This is a genomic window from Dokdonella sp. (genome assembly GCF_035511235.1).
Classification (GTDB): Bacteria; Pseudomonadota; Gammaproteobacteria; order Xanthomonadales; family Rhodanobacteraceae; genus Dokdonella.
Map to the genome: position 1 here is coordinate 17198 of NZ_DATKFQ010000020.1, position 26035 is coordinate 43232.

A 26035-nucleotide genomic window follows, 5' to 3' on the forward strand; every position below is an offset into this window, starting at 1 on the left:
CGTCGTTCGATCAGGCGGCGATCTTGCGGCCGGGCGCGCGCGGCCGCAGCAGCATGTCCTCGGCGAATGCCTCGGCCGTATGCGCGTCGGCTTCCTCGGCGCTCCAGTGGATCAGTTCGAGCTGGCCGTCGTGGTGCTCGACGATCGCCGTGCAGCTGTCGACCCAGTCGCCGCAGTTGACGTAGCGAATGCCCTCGATGTCGTGCATCGCGGCGACGTGGATGTGCCCGCAGATCACGCCGTCCAGGCCGCGCTCGCGCACCGCGCGCGCGACCGAACCTTCGAAGTCGCCGACGAAGCTGACCGCCACCTTGACCTTGCGCTTGGCATAGCCGGCCAGCGACCAGTAGCCGGCGATGCCGAGCTTGCGGCGCAGCCACGACAGCCAGCCGTTGGCGTGTACGAGCCAGGTGTAGCCGACGTCGCCGAGCACCGCGAGCCAGCGGTGGTAGCGCGTGACCTGATCGAACTCGTCGCCGTGCAGCACCAGATAGCGCTTGCCTTCGGCGGTGGTGTGAACCCATTCGCGTTCGAGCCGGATGTCGCCGAAGCGGATGCCGGTGTATTCGCGCAGTGCCTCGTCGTGGTTGCCGGGGATGAAGACCACCTGCTCGCCGTGGCGCGCACGGCGCAGGATCTTCTGCACGACGGTGTTCTGCGCCGGCGTCCAGCGCACGTCGCGCCGCATCGCCCAGAAGTCGACGATGTCGCCGACCAGATAGAGATATTCGGCCGGATAGGCGCGCAGGAACGCGAGCAGGCGCTCGGCCTGGCAGGCACGCGTGCCCAGGTGCACGTCCGAGATGAAGACCGAGCGCACCCGATGGACGTTCACGGCTTGGTCCCCAAGAAGCGGTAATAGGGCACGCGCAGCAGCGGCAGGTATGGCACCTGGCCGCGCGACTCGACCCGCACGTGGTCGGGCAGGACGCTGCACAGCGTCGGCAGGTGCTCCGGATCGAGCCGGACCCCGTCGTGGCCGAACCAGGCCGGCCAGAAGCGCCGCGTCGCCCAGCCGTGACGCTGGCAGCCGTCGGGCGGGGACTCGGCCGAGACGTAGAAATCGACCACGGCCAGCGTGCCGCCGGAAGCGAGCATCGCGATCGCCGAGCGAATCGCGGCGCGCCAGTCGGGCATCATCGTCAGCGCGTAGGACAGGATCACGACGTCGACCGGACGGTCCGGCCGCCATTGCGTCGCGTCGGCCTCGATCGCGCGCAGCTGCGCAAAGCGCGCCGCCCGCGCCCGTGCCCGTTCGAGCAGCGGCGCGCACAGATCGACGACCTCGTAGCGTGCGATGTCGGCGGCGCGCGCGCCGAAGTGTTCGAGGTTGCGGCCGGTGCCGCCGCCGAGATCGACGACGCGGGCGCGGCGCGGCAGCGGAATCATGTCGATCAGCGCCTGGCGTCCATGCAGCAGCCGCTCGCGGAAGCGGTCGTAGTGCTCGGCCTGCGGGGCATAGAACGCGGCCAGCCGCGCCGCTGCGCTGTCGCCGGTCGGCATGCCGCGCGTCATCGCGCGCAGCACGGAGAAGTCGGCACGCAGCGTCTCAAGCCGGTGCATCGGCGATCACCAGGCCGGGATAGGTATGCACGCGGTCGCGCGGCTGCAGCGCCGCGGCCAGTGCGCCGTCGAAGCGCAGACGCTGCTGCAGCGTCGCGCCGTCGGCCAGGCGGACCTGATCGAGCCAGGCCGGCCGCGTCTGCGCGCTGCGCAGCAGGATCCGCGCCCGCGGCGCGGCCCGCTTCAGGATCGCCTGCCACTCCGCGTCGAGCGCCGCCGGATGGTAGGAGCCCATCCAGTCCATGTGGTCGAGCAGCACGAAGCGCGAGATCGGCGCGTGGCCGCTCTGCAGGAATGCGGTGACGGTCCCTGTGTGCACGCGGATCGACTCGGCGAGGCCGCCCTTGAGGCGCAGGAAGTTCTCGCGCTTGAGGTATTCCGGACAGCAGTCCGGCGCGTAGCGGCCGGTCAGATAGACGCGATAGAAATAGTTGTCGGCCAGCGGCAGCTCGCGGAACACGTATTCCAGCGCTGCCCGGATGAATCCGGACACGCCGTCGGCATGCTCGGCCTGGACCAGCCGCCGCTGCGGATGCGGCACGCCGAGCAGGTTCATGACCAGCTGCCGCGAGATCGTCCAGTTGACCGCGCGGTTCCACAGCAGCGGCGCGACCTGCCGGTCGTAGATGTGGCGCTGGCTTTCCAGGTCGCCGGCCGCGAGCAGGTCGAACATCGCCACGCGCAGGCGCGGCTGCGCGCGGAACCAGGTGCGCACGCCGCGCGCGACCAGGCCGGAGAGGCCGTGGAAGTAGAAGCTGCCGCGCGCGCTGGCGAACCACTGCGTATGGCGGTCCCACCATTCGCGCGCGAACGGCGACAGCCGCTCGCGCAGATGCGTCCGGTACAGCCGCGCGAAGTCCGGATGGTGGCCGTCGCCGAAGATCGCGTAGAAGTCCTCGAATCCGAGCGCGGCGATGCCGGCGAGCTTGAGTTCGAGCAGCGCGTTCTGGCGCGGATTGGCGTCGACGCAGTCGATGCGGCGCGGGCCGGCCAGCGCATAGTCCAGCGCATTGCAGCCGGCGCTGGTGATGACCAGTACATGGTCGTCGGCACCGAGGCCGAGCACGACGCGGTCGACCGCCGGGTCTTCCCAGCAGGTGTTGTAGACCAGGCTGCGCGACCAGATCGCGTCGAAGATCCGCTGGTCGACGCGATCGCGCAGGCTCGGCCGCGTGGCGGTCCGGTGGGCGGGCTGGATGGCGGGCATTCCGGAAGTCCGGTCCGATCGTTCGCCGCCATCGTGGCCGGCGCAGATGACACCGGCGTGATGCCCGTCGTCACGTGCCTGCAACGAGCCGGTCCTAGCGTGCCGGCACTCAGGCGACCAGGAGGCCGTGTCCATGCTCGATCTGGAAGGCAGGATCGAGGCGCGATTCCCGCAGTGGTTCACCGGCCGCCGCGCGCCGTTCTCGCGCCAGCTGATCCGTTCGCTCGCGCGCATCGCGCGCCTCGACGACATCGACGCCTTCATGCGCGAACATGCGCATCTGCGCGGATTCGCGTTCGTCGAGGCCGCGCTCGAGCGGCTCGACTGCCGCTTCCTGGTCGATCAGGTCGAACGCGAACGCATCCCCGAGACCGGGCGCGTGGTGATCGTCGCCAATCATCCGATGGGCGCGCTCGACGCGCTGGCGCTGCTGGCCTTCGTCGGCAGCGTGCGCCGCGACGTGCGCGTCGTCGCCAACGATTTCCTGTCCGCGTTCGAGGGTCTGTCGGACTTGCTGATTCCGCTGCGCGTGTTCGGCGGGCGCGCCGGTGCCGACAGCCTGCGCCAGGTCGACCGGGCGCTCGACGCCGAGCAGGCGGTGATCGTGTTCCCGGCCGGCGAGGTGTCGCGGCTGACGCCGATCGGTGTGCGCGACGCGGCCTGGCGGCACGGCTTCCTGCGCTTCGCCGAACAGGCCGCCGCACCGGTGGTGCCGGTGCGCATCGAGGGCCGCAACTCGGCGCTGTTCTACGGCATGTCGGCCTTGTTCCGGCCGCTCGGCACCGGCCTGCTGCCGCGCGAGATGTTCGCGCGCCAGCGCAGCCGCCTGGTGATCCGCGTCGGGGCGCCGCGTCCGATCGGCGAGGTCATGCAGGGCTTCGCCGATCGGCGGCGCATCTCGCGCGAGGTGCGCCGCGCCGTCTACGCGATCGGCCGCCGCGGCGACCGCTGGTCGGCGCTGCAGGCGCCGCTCGCGCACCGGCCGGCGCCGGCGGCGATCCGCAGGGACCTGGAACGGCTGCCGCTGATCGGCGAGAACGCCGAGGGCCTGCGCATCCATGCCGGCCGCCTGGTCAGCGACTCGCCGCTGCTGCGCGAGATCGCACGCCTGCGCGAGCTGACCTTCCGCAGCGTCGGCGAGGGCACCGGCCGGCGGCTCGACACCGACGTCTACGACAGCTGGTACGACCACATCGTGGTCTGGGACGGCGCGGCCGGCGAGGTGGCCGGCGCCTACCGGATCGCCGACTGCGCACGCGTGCTGGCCGAGCGCGGACCGGCCGGCCTCTACGTGCGCAGCCTGTTCGACCTCGACGAACGGCTGCGGCCGGTCCTCGAATCCAGCGCCGAGCTCGGCCGCAGCTTCGTCCAGCCGCGCTACCGCAACACGCGCAGCCTGGACTGGCTGTGGCAGGGCATCGGGGCCTGGCTGCGCACGCATCCGCAGGTGCGCCATCTGTATGGCCCGGTCTCGATCAGCGCCGAGCTGCCGCTGCCCGCGCGCGAGCAGATCGTCGCGTACTACCAGCGCTACTTCGGCGATGCCGGCGGTCTGGCGCGCGCGCATCATCCGTTCCGCTACGCCGGCGACGCGCCGTCGTTCGGCGACTGCGATGCCGACCAGGCGATGGTGCTGCTGCGCGCCCGGCTCGACCAGGCCGGTGCGCGGCTGCCGATCCTGTATCGCCAGTACACCGAGCTGTGTGATCCCGGCGGTGCGCGCTTTCTCGCGTTCGGCGTCGATCCGGCGTTCCGCAACAGCGTCGACGGCCTGATCCTGCTCGATCTGGATCGCCTGAGGGCGCGCAAGCGCGCGCGCTATCTGCGGCCCGGCACTGCGGCCGCGCTGCCGGCCTGATCGGCGGCGTACTCGCCGTTCCATCGCGCGCCTTGCCGCACGCGCCGGCCGCTGCGGGGCGCCATCAGCGCCGCGCCGGCGGCCGGCGCATCGCGTTGAGGCGCACGCCGACGAAGTCGATGTGGCCGCCGGCCTGGCGGCGGGCGCGCTCGGCGTCGCGCGCGAGGATCGCCTCGGCCAGCGCGCGGTGCTGCACGCGCAGCTGGCGCGCCGTGTCCGAATGCGGTGCGACGCCGGCCAGGCTCAGCTGCACATGCTCGTGCAGCAGGCGCAGCAGCGAGTTCATCAGGTATGCGAACAGCGGATTGTGCGTCGCCTCGGCGATCGCGCGATGGAACGCCACGTCGCTGCGGATCTGCGCGGCGCGATCCTCGCCGTTGTAGGCCGCGTCGACCGCGGCGAGCGCCGCCAGCAATCGCTCGCGGTCGGCCGCGTCGTGGCGCGTCGCGGCCAGCTCGGCGGCGCGGCTCTCGAGCATCTCGCGAAATTCGATCAGATCGCCCTGCAGCGCCGGATGGCGCTCGGCCATGTCGACCCAGACCTCGGCCATCTGCCGCTCGGCCTGGTCGTTGACGTAGGTGCCGTCACCGTGGCGGCGCTGCAGCAGGCCGCGGCTGACCAGGGCGGCCAGCGCATCGCGCACGGTCGCGCGCGAGACGCCGAGCGCAGTGCCGAGCGCGCGTTCGCCGGGCAGGCGCGTGCCCGGCGCATAGACACCCTGGACGATCGCCGACTCCAGATGGTCGACCACCGTTTCGACGCGGCGCGACATGGCCTGATCCGCAAAATTGGTCTGACCAATATACCGGCCGGCGTGACCGCGCGCACACTCCGGCGCGCACTCAAGGTCACCGGATGCACATGGCAACGATCCCGGCCCCAGCGACGCAGCCCGACCCGGCGCCCCCGGCGGACGTCTACCTGTTCGCGACCTGCCTGCTCGACCTGTTCGCGCCGCAGGCCGGACTCGACGCGATCGAGGTGATCGAGCGGCTCGGCGTGCGCGTGAGCTTTCCCGAAGGCCAGACCTGCTGCGGCCAGCCGGCCTATACCAGCGGCTTTCCGGACGATGCGCGCGCGGTCGCGGCGGCGCAGCTCGACCTCTTTCCGCAGCCCTGGCCGATCGTCGTACCGTCCGGCTCCTGCGCCGGCATGATCCGCCACCACTGGCCGCGGCTGTTCGCCGGCGATCCGCTGCGCTCGGCGAAGGCCGCCGCGATCGCCGCACGCACGGTCGAGTTCACCGAGTTCGTCGCCGGTCTGCTCGGCGAGGAGATCGCATCCGCTGGAACCGAAGAGACGCTGTGCCTGCATACCTCGTGCAGCGCCCGCCGCGAGATGGGCACGCACATGGTCGGTCGCGACCTGCTGGCGCGCCTGCCCGGCGTGACGCTGGCGGTCCACGACCACGAGCCGGAATGCTGCGGCTTCGGCGGCACGTTCTCGGTCAAGCAGCCGGACATCTCCGCGGCGATGGCCGCCGACAAGGTCGAGGCGATCCTCGCGACCGGCTGCGACCGCTTCGTCAGCGCCGACTGCGGCTGCCTGATGAATCTCAATCTGACGCTCGAGAAACGTGGCGCGGCGGTGCGCGGCGAGCACATCGCGAGCTTCCTGCTGCGCCGGCTCGCGGCCGGCGAGGAGCCGGCACGATGAACGCGACGATCGACGAGGCCAGCCGGCGCGCGCGTGCCGCGATCTTTGGCCGCCTGCGCGCGGCCGGCCCGGCCGCGGTGCCGCCGGTGCCGGACGTCGCCACGCATTTCCGCGTCCGCCTCGCGAATGCCGATGCGGCCGGACTGGCCGCGACGTTCGCCGAGCGCGCGCGCGGCTGGCGCGCCGAGGTCGTCGAGACCGGTCCCGACGACTGGGCCGATGCGGTGGCCGAGGTGGTCCGCGCCAAGGGCCTGCGCCGCGTGCTGGCCGGGCGCGACACCGCACTCTCGGCTGGACTCGCCGCGCGCATCGATGCGGCGCGGCTGGCCTGGTACGACGCGCCGATCGAGCGCTGCCGCGAAATGCTGTTCGACGGCGTCGACGCGGGCATCACCACGACGCGCGGCGGCATCGTCGAGACCGGCACGCTGATCGTCTGGCCCGACCGGCACGAGCCGCGCACGCTGTCGCTGGTGCCGCCGGTGCACATCGCGGTGCTGCGTGCGAGCACATTGTTTGCGGACCTGTTCGCCGCGATGGACGCCCAGCGCTGGGCCGGCAGCCTGCCGACCAATGCGCTGCTGGTGACCGGCCCGTCCAAGACCGCCGACATCCAGCGCCTGCTGGTCTACGGCGCGCACGGACCCAAGGAGCTGATCATCGTGCTGATCCGCGACGAGGTGAGCCCGTGAGCGCGACACGCCCGGTCGCCGATCCGACCGCCTTCAAGGACAACGCGCGCCTCGTGCTGGCCGATCCGGTGCTGCGCCGCAGCTTCCGCGGCGCGATGGACTTCCTGATGGACAAGCGCAGCGCGCAATTTCCGGACACCGAGGCGTTCGAGCGGCTGCGCGGCCTCGGCGAGCGCGTGCGCCAGCACGCGCTGGCGCAGCTGCCGGACCTGCTCGAACGGCTGGAAGCCAACCTGACCGCCAACGGCATCCGCGTGCACTGGGCCGAGAACGCCGAGGACGCCAACCGGATCTTCCTGTCGATCGCGCGCAGCCACGGCGCCACACGCATGGTCAAGGGCAAGTCGATGGTCAGCGAGGAGATCGAGCTCAACCACCGCATGGCCGAGGCCGGCGTCGAGTGCGTCGAGACCGACATGGGCGAGTACATCCTGCAGCTCGACGACGACCGGCCCAGCCACATCATCATGCCGGCGATCCACAAGACCAAGGAGGACGTGGCGCGGATCTTCGCCGACCGCATCGACGGCGCGCCGTACACCGAGGACGTCAACGCGCTGATCGCGATCGGCCGCCAGGCGCTGCGCAATCTGTTCCGCGACACGCCGATCGGCGTCTCCGGCGTCAATTTCCTGGTCGCCGAGACCGGTTCGCTGGTGCTGGTCGAGAATGAGGGCAACGGCCGCATGAGCACGACCGTGCCGGACGTGCACATCGCGATCACCGGCCTGGAGAAGGTCGTCGAGAAGCTCGAGCACGTGGTACCGCTGTTCGCGCTGCTGACGCGCTCGGCGACCGGGCAGGCGGTGACGACCTATCTCAACGTGATCTCCGGCCCGCGCCGCAGCGGCGAGAAGGACGGCCCGCGCGAGGTGCACCTGATCCTGCTCGACAACGGGCGCACCCAGGCCTACCGCGACGAGCGCTTCCGCGCGACGCTGCAGTGCATCCGCTGCGGCGCCTGCATGAATCACTGCCCGGTCTACGCGCGCGTCGGCGGCCTGTCCTACGGCACGACCTATCCCGGCCCGATCGGCGCGATCATCGAGCCGCACCTGCTCGGGCTGGCCTCCACCCGCGACCTGCCGACCGCCTCCAGCCTGTGCGGCGCCTGCGGCGAGGTCTGCCCGGTGCGGATCCCGATTCCGGACATGCTGATGCGGCTGCGCGAGGCGGCGCGGCACGAGGCGCCGTCGGCGGCCGGCGCGCCCGCGTTGAAGGGGCAGGGCGCAGCGCGTACGATCGGCGAGACGCTGGCCTGGAAAGGCTGGCGGCTGCTCTACGCGCACCCCGCGCTGTATCGTTTTTTTGCATGGATCGCGCCCCGTCTGCGCGGTCTGGCCCCCCGCAACCAGGCAGGATGGACCCGGTCGCGCGCGCCGCTGCGGCCGGCGCGCCGTTCGCTGCGCGAGCAGCTGGCGCAGCGGCGGGCCGGGCGGACATCGCGCAGGCCGTGAGCAGCGGCGGTGGCCGGCAACGGGAACGTCGCGCTGACAGGGACGATCGGAGTGTCGCCGGAGGGCCGGCGGCAGTGTGTACGCGGCGCTGGCGCCGCCGGACCGGTGATGCCGGCCCCCCTACAACGAATGCCGCCGCATGCTGAAGGCGGGCGGATACGCAGGAGGTAACCCGATGACCCTGTCGCAGCACCATGTCGACACCGTTCTGGGCGTCGTCGCCGGCACGCTGCCGGCCGCCGGCGGCGAAGGCACGTCCCTGATTCAGCGCTCGTGGCTGCGCTGCGTCGAGCGCTACGGCCTCGACCCCGCGCGCCGGCCGGATATCCGCATCGAGAACCCGAGCCGGGTTCGCGAGTGCATCCAGCAGAACGAGGAATACCTGCGCGTCGCGCGCGCCGGCATGGAGCAGCTCTACAAGCACGTGTCCGATCTGGGCTACGTGCTGCTGCTGACCGACGCCGAAGGCATCGGCGTGGACTACATCGGCAACGACACCTGGGACATCGCGCTGCGTCGCGCCGGCCTGACGCTCGGCGCGAACTGGAGCGAGCTCTACGCCGGCACCAACGGCATCGGCACCTGCCTGGCCGAGCGCACCACGCTGACCTGCCATCGCGACGACCACTTCTACATCGGCAACGTCGGCCTGAGCTGCACGACCACGCCGCTGTACGATCCGCACGGCAACCTGCTCGGCGCGCTCGACGTCTCGGCGCTGTCCTCGCCGGCCGAGCGCGAGAGCCAGCACCTGGTGCGCCATCTCACCATGCTCTACGGCCGCATGATCGAGGACGCGAACTTCATGCAGCAGTTCCGCGACCGCTGGATCCTGCGGCTCGGCACGGTCGGTCCGCTGGTCGACGTCAGCGGCGAGCTGATGCTCGCGTTCGATCGCGACGGCGTCATCGTCGGCGCCAACGCCGGTGCGCGCCGCCATCTGCGCCTGCTCGACTGCGCGCGGCTCGACGAGGCGCAGCGCGCGAAGCTGGTCGGCAGCCATCTCAGCGGCGTATTCGGCACGCGCATCGACGACATCTGGCGCCTGACGCGCGGCGGCGGCCGCGACGATCCGGCGATCGTGACCACCTGGGACGGCCACGGCTATCACGCCTCGGTGATCGCGCCGCGGATCGCACCGGCGGCGCGCATCGCCGCCGAGGCCGAACCCGTCCCGGCCCGCGGCGAGGTGCTGGCGCGGCTGGCCGGCAACGACCCGCGCATGGGTCAGCTGCTCGACCGCGCCGCGCGCCTCGTCGACAAGCCGGTCAGCATCCTGATCCAGGGCGAGACCGGTACCGGCAAGGAAGTGCTGGCGCGTGCGCTGCACGAGTCGAGCCGCCGCGCCGGCAACGCCTTCGTCGCGGTCAACTGCGCGTCGATCCCCGAATCGCTGATCGAGAGCGAGCTGTTCGGCTACACGCCCGGCACGTTCACCGGCGCGCGCAGCAAGGGCATGAAGGGCCTGATCCAGCGCTCCGACGGCGGCACGCTGTTCCTCGACGAGATCGGCGACATGCCGCTGACGCTGCAGACGCGACTGCTGCGCGTCCTGTCCGAGCGCGAAATCCTGCCGCTCGGCGCCGACCGGCCGATCCGCGTCGATCTCAACGTGATCGCCGCCTCGCACCGCGACCTGCGCAAGCAGATCGTCGCCGGCACGTTCCGCGAGGATCTGTACTACCGGCTCTGCGGCGCGACGCTGCTGCTGCCGCCGCTGCGCGAGCGTCAGGACCAGACCTATCTGATCGACCTGATCCTGCGCGAGGAAGCCGCCGCGCAGGACACCGCGCCGGCGATCAGCGAGGCGGCGCAGGCGCTGCTGCTCGGCCACGACTGGCCCGGCAACGTGCGCCAGCTGCGCAACGTGATCCGCTTCGCGCTGTCGATCGCCGACGGCGAGTGTGTCGACGTCGGCCATCTGCCGCCGGAGATCGCCGATGCCGGTGCAGAGATTCCGTTCGGCACGGACGAGGCGTCGGCCGCTGCGCGCGGCGCGACGGTCGTGCCGATCGGCAGCGCGCGTGGCGACGCCGGCGTCCTGCTCGAGGCGCTGCGCCGCCGCCGCTGGAACGTCAGCGACGCGGCCCGCGACCTCGGCCTGTGCCGCGCGACGATCTACCGGCGCATGAAGCGCTACGGCATCGTCTCGCCGCTGGACATGGCCTGAGCCCGGCTCGGCGCGGCGCTCGTCCGCGCCTCGATCCACGGAAAGGAGCGGCGGCCCGTGCGGTTTCGTCGGATCGTCCGGCGGCTTTGGCCGATACGGCAGTTCCGGCCGGCTCGCTCCATGTCTGCCCGCCGTGGCGCTTCCGAGTGCGCCGCGCATGCAGTCGCGAGTCCCTTCTTCTCGGTACGAAATGTCCTGGGTTGCTCCGAGTCTCAAAGACACTTTCCAGCCTCACCCCCCCGGCCTGTTCGAAAGCCTCGGGACTGATGCCGCCCAGAGGGCTGTAACGGCGGGTTCGATTGCAGAAGGCCTGGACGTCGTCGAAGACGTCGGCGCGCGCCCATTCTCGGGTCTTATAGACGCGCTTGCGGCTGCGCTCCTTCGCCAAGCTGCTGAAGAACGACTCGGCAATTGCATTGTGCCCCAGCAAGGGGCGCGCGCATCCAGCCGTTGCCGCGCCGGCTCATGCCCGGCTGAAGGCCGAACTCAGCGAGCGACCCAAGGAGCGCGACATCCCAAAAAACAGATCCGCGCCTCATGCCGACGGCGCGGATCGAAGTGGAGCGACGGCGGCGGGCGCGGCCGCCGTCTTGAAGCGAGGGATCAGTCGCCGAGTGCGAACACCCAGACCGAACCGCCTTCGGGCACCTTCTCGTCCCAGCCGGCCAGCGTGTGCATCTTGCCCTGGATCCACTGGGCGTCGACACCGTAGCCGGACACGATCGCGACGTACTGCTTGCCGTCGATCGAGAACGTGGACGGCGGCGAGATGATGCCCGACGGGGTCGGGAACTCCCACAGCAGCTTGCCGCTCTTGGCGTCGTAGGCGCGGAACATCTTGTCGTTGGTGCCGCCGGCGAACAGCACGCCGCCGGCCGTGGTCATGATCGAGCCCCAGTTCCACGAGTGCGGATACTTCTCGCGCCACACTTCCTTGCCGGTGTTGATGTCCCAGGCCTGGATGCCGCCGATGTGGTCGAAGCCTTCCTTGACCGAGAGATCGAGGCGGTTGATGTCCACGCCGGCCGACCACTGGCCCGGGATGCGCTCCTGGACCATGCCGGTCAGGGTCAGGCAGTGGTTGTCGTTGTACGGGATGTAGAGCATCCCGGTCTGCGGGTTGTAGGCCTCGTACGGCCAGTCCTTGCCGCCCCACAGGCTCGGGCAGTAGGTGCGCGTCTTGCCGGTGGCCGGCTTGGCGTTCTCGTCGTAGGTCGGACGGCCGGTCTTCGGGTCGATGCTCGTGAAGACCGTGTTGGTGACGTACGGCTCGGACTTGTTGTAGGTGATCTTGCCCTTGGCGTCACGGTCCAGCCAGTACAGGCGGCCGTTGCGCTGCGCGCTGATCAGGCCGCTGACCTTCTTGCCGCCGCGGTCGAACTCGACCAGGGTCGGCGCGTTCATGCCGGCCCAGTCCCACGAGTCGTTCCAGTGGTACTGGAAGTGGCCAATGATGTTGCCGTTGGCCGGATTGAGCGAGAGCACCGAGGCCAGGTACAGGTTGTCGCCGGGGCGCTGGTCGCCGAGCCACGGCGCGCCGTTGCCGACGCCCCAGTAGATCACGTCGTTCTTGGCGTCGTAGTTGCCGGGCATCCACATCGTGCCGCCGCCGTTCTTCCACGCGTCCTTCCACTCGCCGGTCTGCGGCCAGGTCTCCGAACCCGGCTCGCCCGGCGCCGGCACGCTGTAGCGCGTCCAGGCCAGCTTGCCGGTCTCGGCGTCGAACGCCTTGAGGAAGCCGCGCACGCCGAACTCGCCGCCGGACGGGCCGATCATGACCTTGCCCTTGACGACCAGCGGCGCGGAGGTGATGTACGCGCTCTCGGTCTCCCAGTCGCAGACCTGCGCTTCCCAGATCAGCTTACCGGTCTTGGCGTCGAGCGCGCTCAGCATGCAGTCGACGCTGCCGACGTAGACCTTGTCGTTCCATAGCGCGACGCCGCGGTTGGTGCGGTGGAGCGCGCCGATGCCCTCGGGCACTTCGCGCTGGAAGTGCCACAGCGGCTTGCCGGTCTTGGCGTTGTACGCGAACACGTGGTTGTGCGGCGTGGCGACGAACATGTACTCGCCGTTGACGATGGCCGGCGCCTCGTGGCCGGAGTTGACGCCGGTCGCGGCCGACCAGACCGGACGCAGCTTGGTGACGTTGGACGTGGTGATCTGGTTCAGCGTGCTGTAGCTCCAGCCGGCGTAGTTGCCCTTGGTCAGCAGCCAGTTCTCCGGTTCCGGATTGGCCAGGCGCTCGGCGGTGACCGGCTTGTACTCGGCGGCGGCGCCGATGCCCGAGGCGAGTGCCGCGGTCAGTGCGACGACGATCGTTTGCAGCTTCATGGATGTCTCCTCCCGGTGTCTCGTAGGTTTCTTGTGGTTATGGGCCGGTACGGCATATGCCGCGCCGGTCACGTCGGTGGCCCGAGCGGGCCGTCGAACTTGCCTGCCACCACCAGCGCCCCGTCCTTGATCGCCAGCGGCAGCATCGCGAGCCGGCGCGTGGCCGGCCCGTTGGTGACGACGCCGCGATCGGCCGCGTTGAACACCGACCCGTGGCAGTTGCAGACGATCTGGCTCTGGCTCGGGTGCAGCGTCGTGATCGGACAGCCGTAGTGCGTGCAGATCGCCGAGAACGCCACGATGCCGTCGGCGGCGTTCTTCTGGCTGGCCGGCTTGAGGTCCTCTGCCTTGAGCTTGACCACGGTCAGCAGGTTGACGCGCGAGACCAGGACCTTGCCGGTCGCCGGATCGAGGGGATAGGCCAGCGTCGGCGCCTCACCGGCGAGGAGGTCGCCGGGCTTGATCTCCTGATCCTTCTTGTCGCCCATCATGTAGGCCAGGCGGTCGCCCGGCTCGGGCTTCTGGGTGCGGCCCGGAGCCTGCGCGAGCGCGGGTGCGCCGAGCGGGGCCAGGGCCAGGGCGAGGGCGCCGGTCAGCACGCTGCGCCGGGCCGGGTCGTGGGTCGCGCACGCACAGGCGCACGGTGGAGTCTTGTCGGTCATGCGGTATCTCGCGGTGCCTGGCGGCCGTCCGGGGGACGGGCGGCGCGCGTGGGGCCGGTGGTTCGTTGGGGCTTGGGGGTGACGGGGGCGCGGTCAGGGCGTCTGCAGATAGACCACGTGGGTTTCGGTGAACTCGTACAGGCCGTGCTTGCCGTCCGCGCCGCCGATGCCCGATTTCTTGCGGCCGGCATGGAAGCCCTGCATCGCCTCGAAGTGCTCGCGGTTGATGTAGGTCTCGCCGAAGCGCAGCTCGCGTACGGCCTTCATCGCCGAATTGATGTTGCGCGTGAAGATCGAGGAAGTCAGACCATAGTCCGAATCGTTGGCCAGCGCGATCGCCTCGTCCAGGCTGTCGACCGCCTGGATCGGCAGCACCGGTCCGAAGATCTCCTTGCGCATGATGTCCATCTCGGCACGCGCGCCGGTGATCAGGGTCGGCTCGTAGTGGAAGCCCTGGCCGAGGTCGGCGCGCTTGCCGCCGGTCACGACGGTGGCGCCGTCGCGCTTGGCCTGCTCGACCATCGCCTCGACCTTGTCCAGGCCGATCTGATTGACCAGCGGACCCATATGCAGGTCGGCGTCGACCGACGGGTCGCCGTAGCGGGTGGCCTTGAACAGCGCGGTCAGGCGCTCGACGAAGGCGTCGTGCACGCTGCGTTCGACATAGACGCGCTCGGCGCAGTTGCAGACCTGTCCGGTGTTGATCACGCGCGAATCGTAGATGGCCTTGGCCGCAAGATCGAGGTCGGCGTCGGCCAGCACGATCGCCGGCGCCTTGCCGCCGAGCTCGAGATTGACGCGCGTGAGGTTCTTGCCGGCGGTCTGCATGATGCGGCTGCCGGTCGCGACCGAGCCGGTGAACGTGATCAGGTTGACGTCCGGATGCGAGACCAGCGCGTCGCCGGCGATCGCGCCGCGGCCGCCGACCAGGTTGAACACGCCCGCCGGCAGGTCGGTCTCGGCGACCAGCCTGGCGAACTCGTAGGCATTGATCGGCGTTTCTTCGCTGGGCTTGATGACGATCGTATTGCCGGTCACCAAAGCCGGCGCCAGCTTGCGCGCGATCAGGAAGAACGGGAAGTTCCACGGCAGGATGCCGGCGACCACGCCGACCGGCTTGCGCAGCAGGAAGATGCTCTCGTTCGGACGGTCGCTGGTCAGCACCTCGCCTTCGAGGCGGCGCGCCCACTCGGCCATGTAGTCCATGTAGTCGGCGGTGAAGTCGACCTCGACCTGCGCTAGGCCCTGCACCTTGCCCTGCTCGCGCACGATGATGCGCGCCAGTTCGGTGCGGTGCTCGCGCAGCTTGGCCGCGATCGCGCGCAGGTAGCCGGCGCGCTGGATCGCCGGCAGCTTCTCCCAGGCCGGCTGGGCGCGCTTGGCGGCGGCGACCGCCGCGTCGACCGCGGTCGCATCGCTGTCGGGGACCAGGGCCAGCAGCGCGCCGGTCGCCGGATTGGTCACCTCCAGCGTCGCCGCGGAGCGCGCGGTGAAGGCGCCGTCGATGTAGTTGGTGTACTCGGTGGTCATTGCGTTTCCTCGAGATGACGTTCTTGCAGTTATCCGTTCGCGGCGGCCGGCTTGCTGAGCCGGGCTCCGAACCGCTCCGATACATAGCCGAAGGCCACGCCGACGATCCACGACACGATGACGAAGCCGATGCTGTCGTCGATCTTGCCGCCGGTGCCGAAGTAGGTCGCCGCGCCCAGGAAGGCGGCCGGCGTATAGGCCAGGAAGCGATGGCCGGCCATGAAGACCAGCACGAAAGCCAGGACCGCGATCAGCACGATCAGCGCGGCCAGTCCGCCGCCGGCGTGGCCGACCGCGAACATCGTCAGCGCGGTCAGCAGCACCGCGGCGATCGCTGGCGGCAGCGTGCGTGCGATCGCGGCCCTGCCGCCGCCGGCGGCGAAGAAGGTCGCCCAGGCGACGAAGCCGATCCACGGGATCAGCTTGAGCGCCGGCAGGCCGATGCTCAGATACACCCACACCGCGACCAGCACGGCGATCGATACGGCCAGAGCAATCAAGGGTTTCATGTCAGCCTCTCTCGTTGAGGGATCGGGAGCCGCGGATCCGCGCAGCGCGAGGCTGCGCGGATCGTGCGCGGCCGCTTACCAGACGTAGGCGTACTTGATGTTGAAGCTGTCGTTGACGCTGTGGTTGCGGCCGTCGACCGAGGTCGAGTAGCGCAGCGTGATCGACTGGTTGTCGAAGGTGTGGAACATCAGGCCCGGGCCGGCGTCGACCACGTGCGCGCTCGGCGCGCCGTCGCGCGATTCGAGGTATTCCGCGTCGATCGCCAGGAACGGCTCCAGGCGCTTGGACGCGCGCCAGCCGAAGCGGTTGTTGGTGTGCCAGACCATGCCGGGCCGGGTGCCGTCGTCGCGCCGCGTCTGGTAGACGATGCCGGCGTCGCCGGTCCAGCCGAACTTCTCGCCGATGCGCCAATCCCAGAAGAAGCTCGAGAGGTTCTTCCAGTTGGTGTCGCTGACGCGATCGGTGCCGACCGGAATCTGCAGGAACGACTGGAAGCCGAGGGTCGCGTTGGCGCTGGGCTTGTACCAGATCGCAAAGCCGGTCAACGGGTCGCCGATGCCGCTGACGTGGCGGTCGCCGTCGGCCAGGCTGCGGTTGCGGATCGCCACTTCCGGCACGATCACCTCCCAGGCCACGCCGATGTTGCGGTTGGACTCCGGCGACCAGAAGCGCACGTACTTGGACATGCCGACGATGCGCTGGGCGCCGGAGCCGTCGATGCGGTCGCCGTCGCGATTGAAGAAACGGTCGTCCTCCTGGACCATGCCGTACTGCACGAACACGTTGAACGGATCGAAGTCGACCGGCAGGTCGTATTCGTGCGGACCGATCACGTCGAACGTGATCTGCGCGGCGGCATGGCCGGCGTGGACCAGCGCCAGCACGCAGGCGATGCGAAGGGCCAGATGGCGGCGGGGCGCGCGCGGCGTCCCTTGGATCGGATTCATGATTGTCCTCCCGGTTTTTGTGTGCCGGCGCTCTCGACGGCCCCGAGGGCGCGATCCGAGCGTCGGCTTGTCTTGGTCGGCGAGCGGTCCCGAGGGCGCCGTTCGGCTGACGCGCTGATGAAGTGCAAGTCCCGTTCCACGCCGTGCCAGCTTCGTCCGTGGTGCGCAGCCGCGAATGGCAAGCGTCTGATACGGGTCCGGTTCGGTTGGGAATGTGGTGCGATGCCGCAGAGCGCGGGCGCTGCGACAGCAGCGACAGCGGCGACAGGTGTCGAGGGGCGCCTGCGACATCTGTCGCAGGCCGGGCCGCGTGCGCGCGCCGTCGCGATGCCGCAGCGCACCGCTGCGCCCGGCCGCGTTCCGGTACAGTGCGCCGCGCCGTCGGGGGACGGCCGTCACGAGGCCGGGGAAGGGGGCGGCCGCCGATGAAGACGATCCTGATGTTTCCGTACGCCCATCACCTCGGCGGCACGCAGCCGCTGATCGCGATCGGCGAGGGATTGCGCGCGGCCGGTCACCGCGTCGTGTTCGCCGGGCGCGGCCGCTGCCTGTCCTTCGTCGAGGCCGCCGGCTTCGACGCCGAGGACCTGATCGAGCTGGACTCGTGCCGGGCGGTCGCCCATTTCAACCGTTCCAATCTCGACTACCACACGCCCGAGAGCGTCGCCGCCTTCGTCGACGCCGAGTGCGCGCTGATCGGCCGCTTCGCGCCGGATGCGGTGGTCGACCTGCACCGGCCGACGCTCGGCCTGTCGGCGCGGCTGACGCGCACGCCGCGCGCGGTGCTCTGCAACACCGTGCTGACGCGCTACTACCGCGGCGAGCGCCTGCTGCCCGAGTCGCACCCGCTGGCGGCCTGGGCCCGGCCGCTGCCGCAGCGCTGGCTGCGGCCGCTCAGCCATTGGGCCGAGCGCCAGCTGTTCCGCGCCTGGGCGCGGCCGTACAACGCCGTCCTGCGCGCGCGGGGGCAGGCGCCGATCGATTCGCTGCAGGACCTGTTCGAGGGCGACGCGACGATCCTGATGGACGCGCGCGAGCTGATGCCGGTGGACGGTCTGCCCGCACACGTCCACGCGGTCGGGCCGCTGCTGCACGAGTCGGCGGCGGCGCGGCCGGCGGCGATCGGCGCCGCGGCCGGCCGGCGCACGCTGTTCGTCTATCTGGGTTCGTACGGCGAGCAGTTCACGCGCGTCGTCGGCTATCTGGCACACCTGTTCGGCGGCCGCGATGACTATCGGGTGATCGCGGCGACCGGCGGCCTGTACGGCTACGCAGGGGCGCCGCTGCCGGGCAACGTCGTCGTGACCGACTACGTGCCGGCCAGCGCCGTGCTCGCCGACGGCTGCGCGGCGATGGTCACGCATGGCGGCCGCGGCTCGATCTACTCGGCGCTCGGCCACGGCGTGCCGCTGATCGGCCTGCCGAACCAGGGCGAGCAGGAGTGGAACCTCGCGGCGATCGAGCGGCTCGGCCTCGGCCGCCGGCTGTCGACGCGGCGCGACGGCTACGCGGCGTTCGCCGAGGCCGTGACCGCGGTGATCGACGATGCCGGCTATCGCGAGCGCGCCGCGCGCTTCGCGCGGCTGCTGGCCGGCTACGACGGCGCGGCGACCGCCGCCCGCGTCGTCGCATCGCTCTGAGCGCGGCCTCCGGCCGGGGGACGGGCCGCGGGGTGCCATGATCGGGCCCGTATTGCGCGGCCGCGGTCATCGGCGGGCGGCCGCGGATGCGTTATCGTGTATCGAGCCCGCGCCATTCCCTTCGCGGGCCGCCCCCGATGGAGCGCTCGTGATCAAGTGGACCCTCATCGCCGCGTTTCTCGCCGCGGCGCTCTACGTGCATCTGCGCGGCCGCGTGCGCCATCGCCTGTCGCGGCAGATCACCGACCATTCGACCTTCATGGCGCCGATCAACGTCGTGATGTACGCGTTCTCGCGCGTGCCGACCACGCCGTTCGTCGATCCGGATCTGTTCCCGGAGCTCGCCCCGCTGCGCGCGCGTTGGCGCGAGATCCGCGACGAGGCGCTGCACCTGCGCGACCTGCAGAAGATCAAGGCCGCCGACGGCTACAACGACGTCGGCTTCAACTCGTTCTTCCGCCGCGGCTGGAAGCGCTTCTACCTCAAGTGGTACGACGAGGCGCATCCGTCGGCGAGTACGCTGTGCCCGGTCACCACGGCGCTGCTGCGCGAGATCCCCAGCGTCAAGGCCGCGATGTTCGCCGAGCTGCCGCCGGACGGCCACCTGCATCCGCACCGCGATCCGTTCGCCGGTTCGCTGCGGCTGCACATCGGCCTGCAGACGCCGAACGACGACGGCTGCTGGATCGAGGTCGACGGCACGCGCTACAGCTGGCGCGACGGCCAGAGCGTGATGTTCGACGAGACCTACATCCATACGGCGAAGAACGAGACGCGCGAGCAGCGCGTCATCCTGTTCTGCGACGTCGAGCGGCCGATGCGTTATCGCTGGGCGCAGGCGCTCAACCGCTGGGTCGGCCGTCATTTCGTCGCGGCCGCGGCCTCGCCGAACGAGACCGGCGACCGCACCGGCGCGCTGAATCGCGCGTTCGGCTCGTTCTATGCGCTGCGTCTGCGTGCCAAGGAGCTGCGCAAGCGCAACAAGACGCTGTACTACGCATTGAAGTGGGGGCTGCTGCTGGCGCTGGTGGTGCTGATCGTTCGGCTGTAGGCGCGTTCCCGGCGCTGCGTCCGGATATTCCGGGCGGTCTTCGATCGCGCTTGACGCGCGCGGAAATGGCATGCAGCACGCCGCGCTCCGGCGTCCGGCCGGGTGTGGCGGCCGCGCGCCCCGGTTGACCGGCCGGCCGACGGCTGGGACGCTGCACGCGCCGGCGACCGCCGGTGCGGAAGGGCGGGGCGCAATGGCGACACCGTGGCTGTCCTGGCACGCGCTGGCCGTGATCGGCGCTCTGCTGGTCTACGTCATGGTGACGCGGCTGCGCCGCGACCGGCGCCCTCCGGTCGCGGCGATCGCCTGGGTGCTGGCGCTGCTGCTTGCGCCGTACCTGGCCCTGCCGCTGTATCTGATCTTCGGCGGCCGCAAGCAGCGGCCCGTCACGCCGCGGCCGGCGCGGTCCGTACCGGCCGATGAGCACTGGACCGCGGCCTATGCGCGCGGCTTCGGCCTGGCCGGACCCGCGACCGGCGCGGTTCGCTTCCATGCCGACAGTACGGCTTCGCTGCGCGCGCTGATCGCGCTGATCGGCAGCGCGCGCTCGACGCTGGATCTGGCGACGTTCGTATTCGCGGCCGATGCCGACGGCGAGCGCGTCGCCGCGGCGCTGATCGAACGGCAGCATGCCGGCGTGCGCGTACGCGTGCTGATCGACGGTGCCGGCCTGCTGCTGGCGCGGCGCGGCATCGTCGCGCGGCTGCGCCGGGCCGGTGTCGGCGTGCGCGTGTTCCAGCCGCCGTGGGTGCCGCGCCTGGGGCAGGCGCGCAACCTGCGCAACCATCGCAAATGGACGATCGCCGACGGCGAGCGCGTCTGGATGGGCGGGCGCAATCTGGCCGCGGAGTATTTCTCGAGCGACCGCGGCGGCCCGCCGTGGATCGATCTGACGTTCGAGCTCGACGGTGCGATCGGTGCGGTCGTCGCGCGCCAGTTCGAGCGCGACTGGGCGCGCGGCGGTGGCGGCGCGGTCGCGGCTGCATCGCGAGGCGAACCGGCCGTGGTGGCGGCGACCGCTTCCGATGCGAACCTGGCCGCTGCCGGTTCGAGCGCGCGCGTTCCGCGTGGGCCGGCAGCACAGACCGCCGGGCCTGGCGGGAGCGTGTCCGCCGACGTCCCGGCCGATCGGACCGGATCGGCTTCCATCGGGTCCGGCGCGATCGCATCCGATGCCGGCGCGGCCGGCCTGCTGTTCGTGCCGAGCGGCCCCGACCAGGCCGAGGACACCGTGCTGGCCCTGCTCGAGGCGGCCTGTTCGCGCGCGCGGCAGCGCATCGTCGCGGTGACACCGTACTTCGTGCCCGATCCCGGCCTGCTGCAGGCGCTGCGGCTGGCCTGTCTGCGCGGCGTGACGCTCGATCTGGTCGTGCCGGCGCGCTCCAATCACCGCATCGCCGATCTCGCGCGCAGCCGTGCGCTGCGCAGTCTGGCCGCGGCCGGTGCGCGCATCCATCTGAGCGCCGGCATGGTGCACGCCAAGGCGATCGTCTTCGATGCCGGGCTCGCGCTGGCCGGTTCGGTCAATCTCGATACGCGCAGCCTGCTGCTGAATTACGAGTCGATGCTGCTGATCCGCTCGCCCGAGGCGATTGCCTGGCTGGCGGACTGGATCCTCGCGCAGGCCGTGGCGGCGCAGCCGTACGTCGCGACCGAACCTTCGCTCGCGCGCGACGTCGGCGAGGGCCTGCTGCTGGCGCTGACGTTCGAGGTCTGAGCGGGATCTCCGAAGCGGCATCCACGTGCCCGTGCGCACGCGTTCCGAACGGTGTTCGCAGTGCTCGCCGGATACCGCGACGGCACCGTCGCCGGCCGCGGCACCGGCTTCGCCGCAGCGCGTGCCGGGCACGCGGCGGCGGTTTGCAAAGGCGCCGGCCAGTCGCTGTAATGGCGCGCCCGGACCGGCCACGAGCGGCCGCCGTCCCGCTGTCCTTTTCCGGAATTCCCGCAGGAGTGTTGCATGTCCATCGTCCGCATGAGCGATCTCGACCTGTCCGGCAAGCGCGTGCTGATCCGCCAGGATCTCAACGTGCCGGTCGAGGACGGCCGCATCACCTCCGAGCAGCGCATCACCGCCTCGCTGCCGACCCTGCGCCTGGCGCTGGAGCGCGGCGCGGCGGTGCTGGTGATGTCGCACCTGGGGCGGCCGAAGGAAGGCCAGTGGAGCGCCGAGGATTCGCTGGCGCCGGTCGCCGCGCGGCTCGGCGAGCTGCTCGGCCGCGAGGTACCGCTGGTCCGCGACTGGGTCGACGGCGTCGACGTCGCGCCGGGCGACATCGTGCTGCTCGAGAACTGTCGCATGAACGTCGGCGAGGCCAAGGACGAGGAATCGCTGGCACGTCGCTATGCCGCGCTGTGCGACGTGTTCGTGATGGACGCGTTCGGCACCGCGCACCGCGCCCAGGCCTCCACGCATGGCGTGATCCGCTACGCCAAGGTCGCCGCCGGCGGCCCGCTGCTGATGGCCGAGCTCGACGCGCTGGCCAAGGCGCTGGAGCAGCCGGCGCGGCCGCTGCTGGCGATCGTCGCCGGCTCCAAGGTCTCGACCAAGCTGACCCTGCTCGAGAACCTGCTCGGCAAGGTCGACCAGCTGATCGTCGGCGGCGGCATCGCCAACACCTTCCTGGCGGCGGCCGGCCACGCGGTCGGCCAGTCGTTGTACGAGCCCGACCTGATCGAGACCGCACAGCGCATCGTCGCGGCCGCGGCGACGCGCGGCACGGCGATTCCGCTGCCGGTCGACGTCGTCGTCGCACCGCGCTTCGCGGCCGACGCGCCGGCGACCGTCAAGCCGATCGAGGCGATCGCCGCGGAGGACATGGTGCTCGACATCGGCCCGCAGACCGCCGCGCGCTACGCGGCGCTGATCGCCGCGGCCGGCACCGTGGTCTGGAACGGTCCGGTCGGCGTGTTCGAGTTCGACGCGTTCGGCAACGGCACGCGCACGCTGGCGCAGGCGATCGCCGACTCGCCGGCGTTCTCGATCGCCGGCGGCGGCGACACGCTGGCTGCGGTCGACAAGTACGGCATCGCCGACCGCGTGTCCTACATCTCGACCGGTGGCGGCGCGTTCCTCGAGTTTCTCGAAGGCAGGACGCTGCCGGCCGTCGCCGCACTGCTCGAGCGCGGTGACTGATCGCGATCGGCGCGGCCGCAGCGGCGCCGGCGTGAATCCGGCGCTGGTGCTGTTCGACCTCGACGGCACCCTGGTCGATTCGGAGCCCGGCATCGCCGCATCGGTCGCGCATGCGCTCGATCGGTTCGGCCTGGCGCCGCCGACGCGCGAGGCGCTGCGCGCGTGGATCGGGCCGCCGCTGCGCGAGAGCTTCGCGGCCGTGCTCGGCGCCGGCGATTCGCGCGTCGACGCCGCCGTTGCGGCCTATCGCGAGCGCTACGTCGCTTCGGGCTGGCGCGAGCTCAGCGTCTATCCGGGCATCGCCGAGACGATCGTCGCCCTGCGCGCGGGCGGCAGCCGCCTGGCCGTGGTCACGACCAAGATCGAGGACCAGGCGCGCCGCATCGTCGCGCACCTGCCGTTCGGCGAGGCGTTCGAGGCCGTCTACGGCGCGCCGCCCGGCACGGTCAGCGGCGACAAATCCGCGCGCATTGCGCGCGCGCTCGGCGATTTCGGCGTGGCCGCCAGCGCCTGCGCGATGGTCGGCGACCGCCATTTCGACGTGCTCGGTGCCCGCGCCAACGCGGTCTATGCGATCGGCGCGGCCTGGGGCTTCGGCAGCGTCGAGGAGCTGCGCGAGGCCGGTGCCGATGCGATCGCAGCGCAGCCGGACCAGCTGCTGCCGCTGCTGCTGGAACCGCGCATCGCATGAAGCCGCTCGTGCGCGCGCTGCTCGACCGTCCGTGGCTGCCGGTGGCGCTGCTGCTGCTGCCGGTCGTGTTCGCGCTGCCGCCGCTGCCGATCGACGAGACGCGCTATCTGAGCGTCGCCTGGGAGATGCGCCAGAGCGGCGATGTCCTGGTGCCGCATCTGAACGGCGAGCTCTACGCGCAGAAGCCGCCGCTGCTGTTCTGGCTGATCAATGCCGGATGGTCGGTGACCGGCGTCGCGGGCTGGACCGGGCGCGCGCTGGCGCTGGCCTGTTCGCTGCTTGGCCTGGTGCTGATCCGGCGCATCGTGCTGCGCCTCGGCGAATCGGAAGCCGCCGCGCGCCATGCGATGTGGATCATGGCCGGCATCGCCTGGTTCGCGCTGTTCTCGACCGCGATCATGTTCGACGTGCTGCTCGCCGCGTGCGTGCTGGTCGCCCTGCTCGGCGTGCTCGATCTGGCCGACGGCCGGATCGCGCGCGGCGTGCTGGTCGCCGGATTCGGCATCGGCCTGGGCGTGCTGGCGAAGGGGCCGGTCGCGCTGCTCGACATCGTATTCGCCGCTGCGAGCGCGCCGCTGTGGAGCGCGACCGCGCGCGACCGGCCGGGCCGCTATTACGGCGCGTTCGCGCTCGCGATCGGCCTCGGCGCGGCGATCGCGCTGGCCTGGGCGATACCGGCCGCGCTGCGCGGCGGCGCGGCCTATGCCGATGCGATCTTCCTGAAGCAGACCTTCGGACGCGTGACCGAGAGCTTCGCGCATCGGCGGCCGGGCTGGTGGTACGCGCTGATCCTGCCGCCGATGCTGCTGCCGTGGCCGCTGGTTTTGCGTGGCCGCTGGGCCGACTGCCGGGCGGCCTGGGCGCGTCCGGCGATCCGGCTGGGCCTGGTCTGGCCGCTGGCGACAGTGTTCGCGTTCTCGTTCGTCAGCGGCAAGCAGGGCCACTACCTGCTGCCGGTGCTGCCCGGTTTCGCGATCGCGCTCGGCGTCGCGCTCGCGCACGGCTGGCTGCGCGTCCGCATCGGCCTGCTCGCGGTCGGCATCATCGCCGCCGGCCTGCTGTTCGCGGCGCTGCCGTCGTGGGGCGGCGCGCGAGCGCATCTGCTGTGGCTGCGCGCGATCTGGCCGGGCTGGGGCATCGCCGCCGCGATCGCCGGCGTGGGCCTGTGGCTCGCGCGCGCACGTCTGCGCGAGGCGGCCGTGCCGGCGCTGGCGATGCTCGGCCTGGTGCTGATCTTCAAGCTCGCGATCGTGCAGGGCACCGGCAGTCACTACGATCCGCGTGCGATCGCGGCCGAGGTGCGCGCGCTGCAGGATCGCGGCGTGCCGCTGATGCAGATCGGCTGGCATCATGGCGTCTACGGCTTCGCCGGCCGGCTGAGCCGGCCGGTGCCGTTCGTGCTGGACCTCGAGGCCCTGCGCGCCTGGGCGGCGGCACATCCGGACGGCCGCGTGATCGCGCTCGAGCAGCGCTTCGACTTCCGCGCCGAGCCGGCCTACCGGACCGCGTTCCGCGGCGGCAGCGCGGCGATCTGGCGCGTGGCCGATCTGAGCGCCGACGGCTTCGCGCTCGAGAGCGGTGCCGGCGGCGCGGCCGCGGCACCGGCCGACGACGAGTAGCGGCCGCGGGCCCGGCGCCCGGCCGCTGCCGGGCCGGCCGACCCGGACCGGTCTGGCGCGGCGCGGCCGGCCGGAACATGGCACGATGGCGCTTTTCCGACCGCCTTCAGGGCCCGCGATGATGCTCCGATCCCTCTGTGTGTTGCTGACCTGCCTGGCCGCCGCCGCGGTGGCCGATGCCGCACCGGCGCGGCGTGCCGATCCGGCCTATCTGGCGGGCATCGTCGACGACGAGGCCGACCCGCTGCCGCGCGGCCTCAGCGCGCGCGAGCGGGCGATCTGGCCGCCGCCGCAGTGGCCGTCCGCACCGCTGGCACCGCCGGCCGGTCCGGTGCGTGCGCAGGCCGAATACGAGGCCAATCACGGCCTGATGATCCGCTGGGGCGCCTACAACGCGCTGCACACCTCGATGGTCGTGCCGATCACGACGGCCGATCCGCCGTCGGACGTCTGGGTCGTGGTGTCGGGCGCGAACCAGGAGACCTCGGCGCGCGACGTGCTCGCCGGCGGCGGCGCCGACATGGACCACGTCCACTTCGTCATCGCGCCGTCGGACAGCGTCTGGATCCGCGACTACGGCCCGCGCTTCATCGACGACGCCGGCCGCCGCGCGATTTCCGACCATACCTACAACCGTCCGCGGCCCAACGACGACCACGTGCCGCAGGCGATCGCCGCGCAGTGGAACGAGACGCTGTACGACCTGCCGTTGACGCACGGCGGCGGCAACTTCCATCTGTTCCGCAACCGCGACGCGTTCATGACGCGGCTGATCGTCAACGAGAACCCCGGCGTCGGCGAGCAGCAGATCAAGGACGATTACGCGGCCTATCAGGGCCTGAACCTGACGCTGACCGATCCGTTCCCGGCGAGTTACGACAGCACCCAGCACATCGACATGTGGATGCTGCCGCTGGCCGACGGCAAGGTCATGATCGGCGAATACGCGGCCGGCGAGGGCGGCGGCGTACCCAAGACGGTCACCGACGCGACCGCGGCGCAGATGCAGGACCGCGGCTACACGGTCTACCGCACGCCGGGCTGGCGCGCCGGCGGCGCGCATTACACCTATACCAATTCGGTGATCATGAATCGCCTGGTGCTGGTGTGCCAGTTCAACGGCTACGCGACGCAGAATGCCCAGGCCGTGGCCACGTTCCAGTCCGCGCTGCCCGAGCACGAGATCGTACCGGTCGACTGCAGCTCGATCATCGGCCTGTCTGGCGCGATCCACTGCATCGTCATGCACGTACCCGACCTGCTGTTCCGCAGCGATCACGATTGAGTTAGCGCTGCCGGCGCACCGGCGGCGGAG

The 26035-nt window shown here is 71.1% G+C and carries 21 protein-coding genes and 1 pseudogene; 12 read left to right on the top strand and 10 right to left on the bottom strand.

Annotated features, from left to right (window positions below):
• Nucleotides 1–10 precede the first annotated feature (10 nt).
• From VMR06_RS09405 to VMR06_RS09415, 3 genes are read right to left on the bottom strand one after another with little or no spacing between them, the layout of a single operon-like run.
• Nucleotides 11–835 (bottom strand): UDP-2,3-diacylglucosamine diphosphatase, encoded by an 825-nt coding sequence (locus tag VMR06_RS09405; RefSeq protein ID WP_325375524.1) that lies wholly within the window; start codon nt 833–835, stop codon nt 11–13.
• Nucleotides 832–1563, bottom strand: a complete 732-nt coding sequence (locus VMR06_RS09410) for a class I SAM-dependent methyltransferase (protein ID WP_325375527.1) — start codon at nt 1561–1563, stop codon at nt 832–834. The genes VMR06_RS09405 and VMR06_RS09410 overlap by 4 nt, the downstream gene beginning before the upstream one ends.
• On the bottom strand, nt 1550–2770 hold the full coding sequence (locus tag VMR06_RS09415) for a BtaA family protein (RefSeq protein ID WP_325375531.1): 1221 nt from the start codon (nt 2768–2770) through the stop codon (nt 1550–1552). Before VMR06_RS09415 ends, VMR06_RS09410 begins: the two co-directional genes overlap by 14 nt.
• Nucleotides 2771–2903: 133 nt before the next feature.
• On the opposite strand from VMR06_RS09415, the gene VMR06_RS09420 reads away from it, so the two are divergent.
• Nucleotides 2904–4628, top strand: a complete 1725-nt coding sequence (locus VMR06_RS09420) for a lysophospholipid acyltransferase family protein (protein WP_325375534.1) — start codon at nt 2904–2906, stop codon at nt 4626–4628.
• Nucleotides 4629–4692: 64 nt separating this feature from the next.
• Here the strand turns inward: VMR06_RS09420 and VMR06_RS09425 are convergent, their stop codons facing one another.
• On the bottom strand, nt 4693–5400 hold the full coding sequence (locus tag VMR06_RS09425; RefSeq protein ID WP_325375536.1) for a FadR/GntR family transcriptional regulator: 708 nt from the start codon (nt 5398–5400) through the stop codon (nt 4693–4695).
• 89 nt (nt 5401–5489) lie between these two features.
• Here VMR06_RS09425 and VMR06_RS09430 point away from each other — a divergent pair, with 89 nt between their 5' ends.
• The 4 genes from VMR06_RS09430 to VMR06_RS09445 all read left to right on the top strand — a co-directional run bounded on the left by VMR06_RS09430 (nt 5490) and on the right by VMR06_RS09445 (nt 10603).
• A complete protein-coding gene (locus tag VMR06_RS09430; protein WP_325375538.1) occupies nt 5490–6284 on the top strand; it encodes a (Fe-S)-binding protein in 795 nt (264 codons plus the stop codon).
• Nucleotides 6281–6976: a lactate utilization protein C gene (locus VMR06_RS09435; RefSeq protein WP_325375540.1), complete on the top strand. Its 696-nt coding sequence runs from the start codon at nt 6281–6283 to the stop codon at nt 6974–6976. The genes VMR06_RS09430 and VMR06_RS09435 overlap by 4 nt, the downstream gene beginning before the upstream one ends.
• Nucleotides 6973–8433, top strand: a complete 1461-nt coding sequence (locus VMR06_RS09440; RefSeq protein WP_325375544.1) for a LutB/LldF family L-lactate oxidation iron-sulfur protein — start codon at nt 6973–6975, stop codon at nt 8431–8433. Before VMR06_RS09435 ends, VMR06_RS09440 begins: the two co-directional genes overlap by 4 nt.
• Nucleotides 8434–8608: 175 nt before the next feature.
• The gene (locus VMR06_RS09445; protein WP_325375546.1) at nt 8609–10603 is read left to right on the top strand and encodes a sigma-54-dependent Fis family transcriptional regulator; all 1995 of its coding nucleotides are present in this window, start codon (nt 8609–8611) and stop codon (nt 10601–10603) included.
• A 241-nt stretch (nt 10604–10844) separates the two neighbouring features.
• Here the strand turns inward: VMR06_RS09445 and VMR06_RS09450 are convergent.
• The 6 genes and pseudogenes from VMR06_RS09450 to VMR06_RS09475 form a co-directional block, all read right to left on the bottom strand.
• Nucleotides 10845–11082: pseudogene (locus VMR06_RS09450) on the bottom strand (IS3 family transposase); the annotation flags it as partial.
• A 124-nt stretch (nt 11083–11206) separates the two neighbouring features.
• Entirely contained in the window at nt 11207–12934 is a 1728-nt protein-coding gene (locus VMR06_RS09455; protein ID WP_325375548.1) for a PQQ-dependent dehydrogenase, methanol/ethanol family, read from the bottom strand.
• 68 nt (nt 12935–13002) lie between these two features.
• On the bottom strand, nt 13003–13596 hold the full coding sequence (locus VMR06_RS09460) for a Rieske (2Fe-2S) protein (RefSeq protein WP_325375551.1): 594 nt from the start codon (nt 13594–13596) through the stop codon (nt 13003–13005).
• A 93-nt stretch (nt 13597–13689) separates the two neighbouring features.
• Complete coding sequence (aldA, locus tag VMR06_RS09465) at nt 13690–15126, bottom strand: aldehyde dehydrogenase (RefSeq protein WP_325375553.1); 1437 nt, start codon at nt 15124–15126, stop codon at nt 13690–13692.
• A 29-nt stretch (nt 15127–15155) separates the two neighbouring features.
• Complete coding sequence (locus VMR06_RS09470; RefSeq protein WP_325375555.1) at nt 15156–15635, bottom strand: DUF1097 domain-containing protein; 480 nt, start codon at nt 15633–15635, stop codon at nt 15156–15158.
• Between the two features lie 75 nt (nt 15636–15710).
• Complete coding sequence (locus VMR06_RS09475) at nt 15711–16583, bottom strand: transporter (RefSeq protein WP_325375557.1); 873 nt, start codon at nt 16581–16583, stop codon at nt 15711–15713.
• A 425-nt stretch (nt 16584–17008) separates the two neighbouring features.
• On the opposite strand from VMR06_RS09475, the gene VMR06_RS09480 reads away from it, so the two are divergent.
• The 7 genes from VMR06_RS09480 (at nt 17009) to VMR06_RS09510 (ending at nt 26005) form a co-directional block, all read left to right on the top strand.
• The gene (locus tag VMR06_RS09480; protein WP_325375559.1) at nt 17009–18223 is read left to right on the top strand and encodes a glycosyltransferase; all 1215 of its coding nucleotides are present in this window, start codon (nt 17009–17011) and stop codon (nt 18221–18223) included.
• 148 nt (nt 18224–18371) lie between these two features.
• Complete coding sequence (lpxO, locus tag VMR06_RS09485; RefSeq protein WP_325375561.1) at nt 18372–19274, top strand: lipid A hydroxylase LpxO; 903 nt, start codon at nt 18372–18374, stop codon at nt 19272–19274.
• A 193-nt stretch (nt 19275–19467) separates the two neighbouring features.
• The gene (locus VMR06_RS09490) at nt 19468–20991 is read left to right on the top strand and encodes a phospholipase D-like domain-containing protein (protein WP_325375563.1); all 1524 of its coding nucleotides are present in this window, start codon (nt 19468–19470) and stop codon (nt 20989–20991) included.
• 243 nt (nt 20992–21234) lie between these two features.
• Complete coding sequence (locus VMR06_RS09495) at nt 21235–22410, top strand: phosphoglycerate kinase (RefSeq protein WP_325375565.1); 1176 nt, start codon at nt 21235–21237, stop codon at nt 22408–22410.
• Nucleotides 22411–22441: 31 nt separating this feature from the next.
• Nucleotides 22442–23101, top strand: a complete 660-nt coding sequence (locus tag VMR06_RS09500; protein ID WP_325375714.1) for an HAD hydrolase-like protein — start codon at nt 22442–22444, stop codon at nt 23099–23101.
• Nucleotides 23098–24720: an ArnT family glycosyltransferase gene (locus VMR06_RS09505; RefSeq protein ID WP_325375567.1), complete on the top strand. Its 1623-nt coding sequence runs from the start codon at nt 23098–23100 to the stop codon at nt 24718–24720. Before VMR06_RS09500 ends, VMR06_RS09505 begins: the two co-directional genes overlap by 4 nt.
• A 118-nt stretch (nt 24721–24838) precedes the next feature.
• Entirely contained in the window at nt 24839–26005 is a 1167-nt protein-coding gene (locus tag VMR06_RS09510) for an agmatine deiminase family protein (protein ID WP_325375569.1), read from the top strand.
• The last annotated feature ends 30 nt before the right edge of the window (nt 26006–26035 follow it).

What these genes read in the sequence shown, in the direction of transcription:
- VMR06_RS09480 (WP_325375559.1), top strand. Translation starts at nt 17,009, where the DNA reads ATGAAGACGATCCTGATGTTTCCGTACGCCCATCACCTCGGCGGCACG.
- VMR06_RS09460 (WP_325375551.1), bottom strand. Translation starts at nt 13,596, where the DNA reads ATGACCGACAAGACTCCACCGTGCGCCTGTGCGTGCGCGACCCACGAC.
- VMR06_RS09510 (WP_325375569.1), top strand. Translation starts at nt 24,839, where the DNA reads ATGATGCTCCGATCCCTCTGTGTGTTGCTGACCTGCCTGGCCGCCGCC.
- VMR06_RS09420 (WP_325375534.1), top strand. Translation starts at nt 2,904, where the DNA reads ATGCTCGATCTGGAAGGCAGGATCGAGGCGCGATTCCCGCAGTGGTTC.
- aldA (WP_325375553.1), bottom strand. Translation starts at nt 15,126, where the DNA reads ATGACCACCGAGTACACCAACTACATCGACGGCGCCTTCACCGCGCGC.
- VMR06_RS09495 (WP_325375565.1), top strand. Translation starts at nt 21,235, where the DNA reads ATGTCCATCGTCCGCATGAGCGATCTCGACCTGTCCGGCAAGCGCGTG.
- VMR06_RS09470 (WP_325375555.1), bottom strand. Translation starts at nt 15,635, where the DNA reads ATGAAACCCTTGATTGCTCTGGCCGTATCGATCGCCGTGCTGGTCGCG.
- VMR06_RS09415 (WP_325375531.1), bottom strand. Translation starts at nt 2,770, where the DNA reads ATGCCCGCCATCCAGCCCGCCCACCGGACCGCCACGCGGCCGAGCCTG.
- VMR06_RS09505 (WP_325375567.1), top strand. Translation starts at nt 23,098, where the DNA reads ATGAAGCCGCTCGTGCGCGCGCTGCTCGACCGTCCGTGGCTGCCGGTG.
- VMR06_RS09425 (WP_325375536.1), bottom strand. Translation starts at nt 5,400, where the DNA reads ATGTCGCGCCGCGTCGAAACGGTGGTCGACCATCTGGAGTCGGCGATC.
- VMR06_RS09475 (WP_325375557.1), bottom strand. Translation starts at nt 16,583, where the DNA reads ATGAATCCGATCCAAGGGACGCCGCGCGCGCCCCGCCGCCATCTGGCC.
- VMR06_RS09435 (WP_325375540.1), top strand. Translation starts at nt 6,281, where the DNA reads ATGAACGCGACGATCGACGAGGCCAGCCGGCGCGCGCGTGCCGCGATC.
- VMR06_RS09455 (WP_325375548.1), bottom strand. Translation starts at nt 12,934, where the DNA reads ATGAAGCTGCAAACGATCGTCGTCGCACTGACCGCGGCACTCGCCTCG.
- VMR06_RS09430 (WP_325375538.1), top strand. Translation starts at nt 5,490, where the DNA reads ATGGCAACGATCCCGGCCCCAGCGACGCAGCCCGACCCGGCGCCCCCG.
- VMR06_RS09445 (WP_325375546.1), top strand. Translation starts at nt 8,609, where the DNA reads ATGACCCTGTCGCAGCACCATGTCGACACCGTTCTGGGCGTCGTCGCC.
- VMR06_RS09410 (WP_325375527.1), bottom strand. Translation starts at nt 1,563, where the DNA reads ATGCACCGGCTTGAGACGCTGCGTGCCGACTTCTCCGTGCTGCGCGCG.
- VMR06_RS09490 (WP_325375563.1), top strand. Translation starts at nt 19,468, where the DNA reads ATGGCGACACCGTGGCTGTCCTGGCACGCGCTGGCCGTGATCGGCGCT.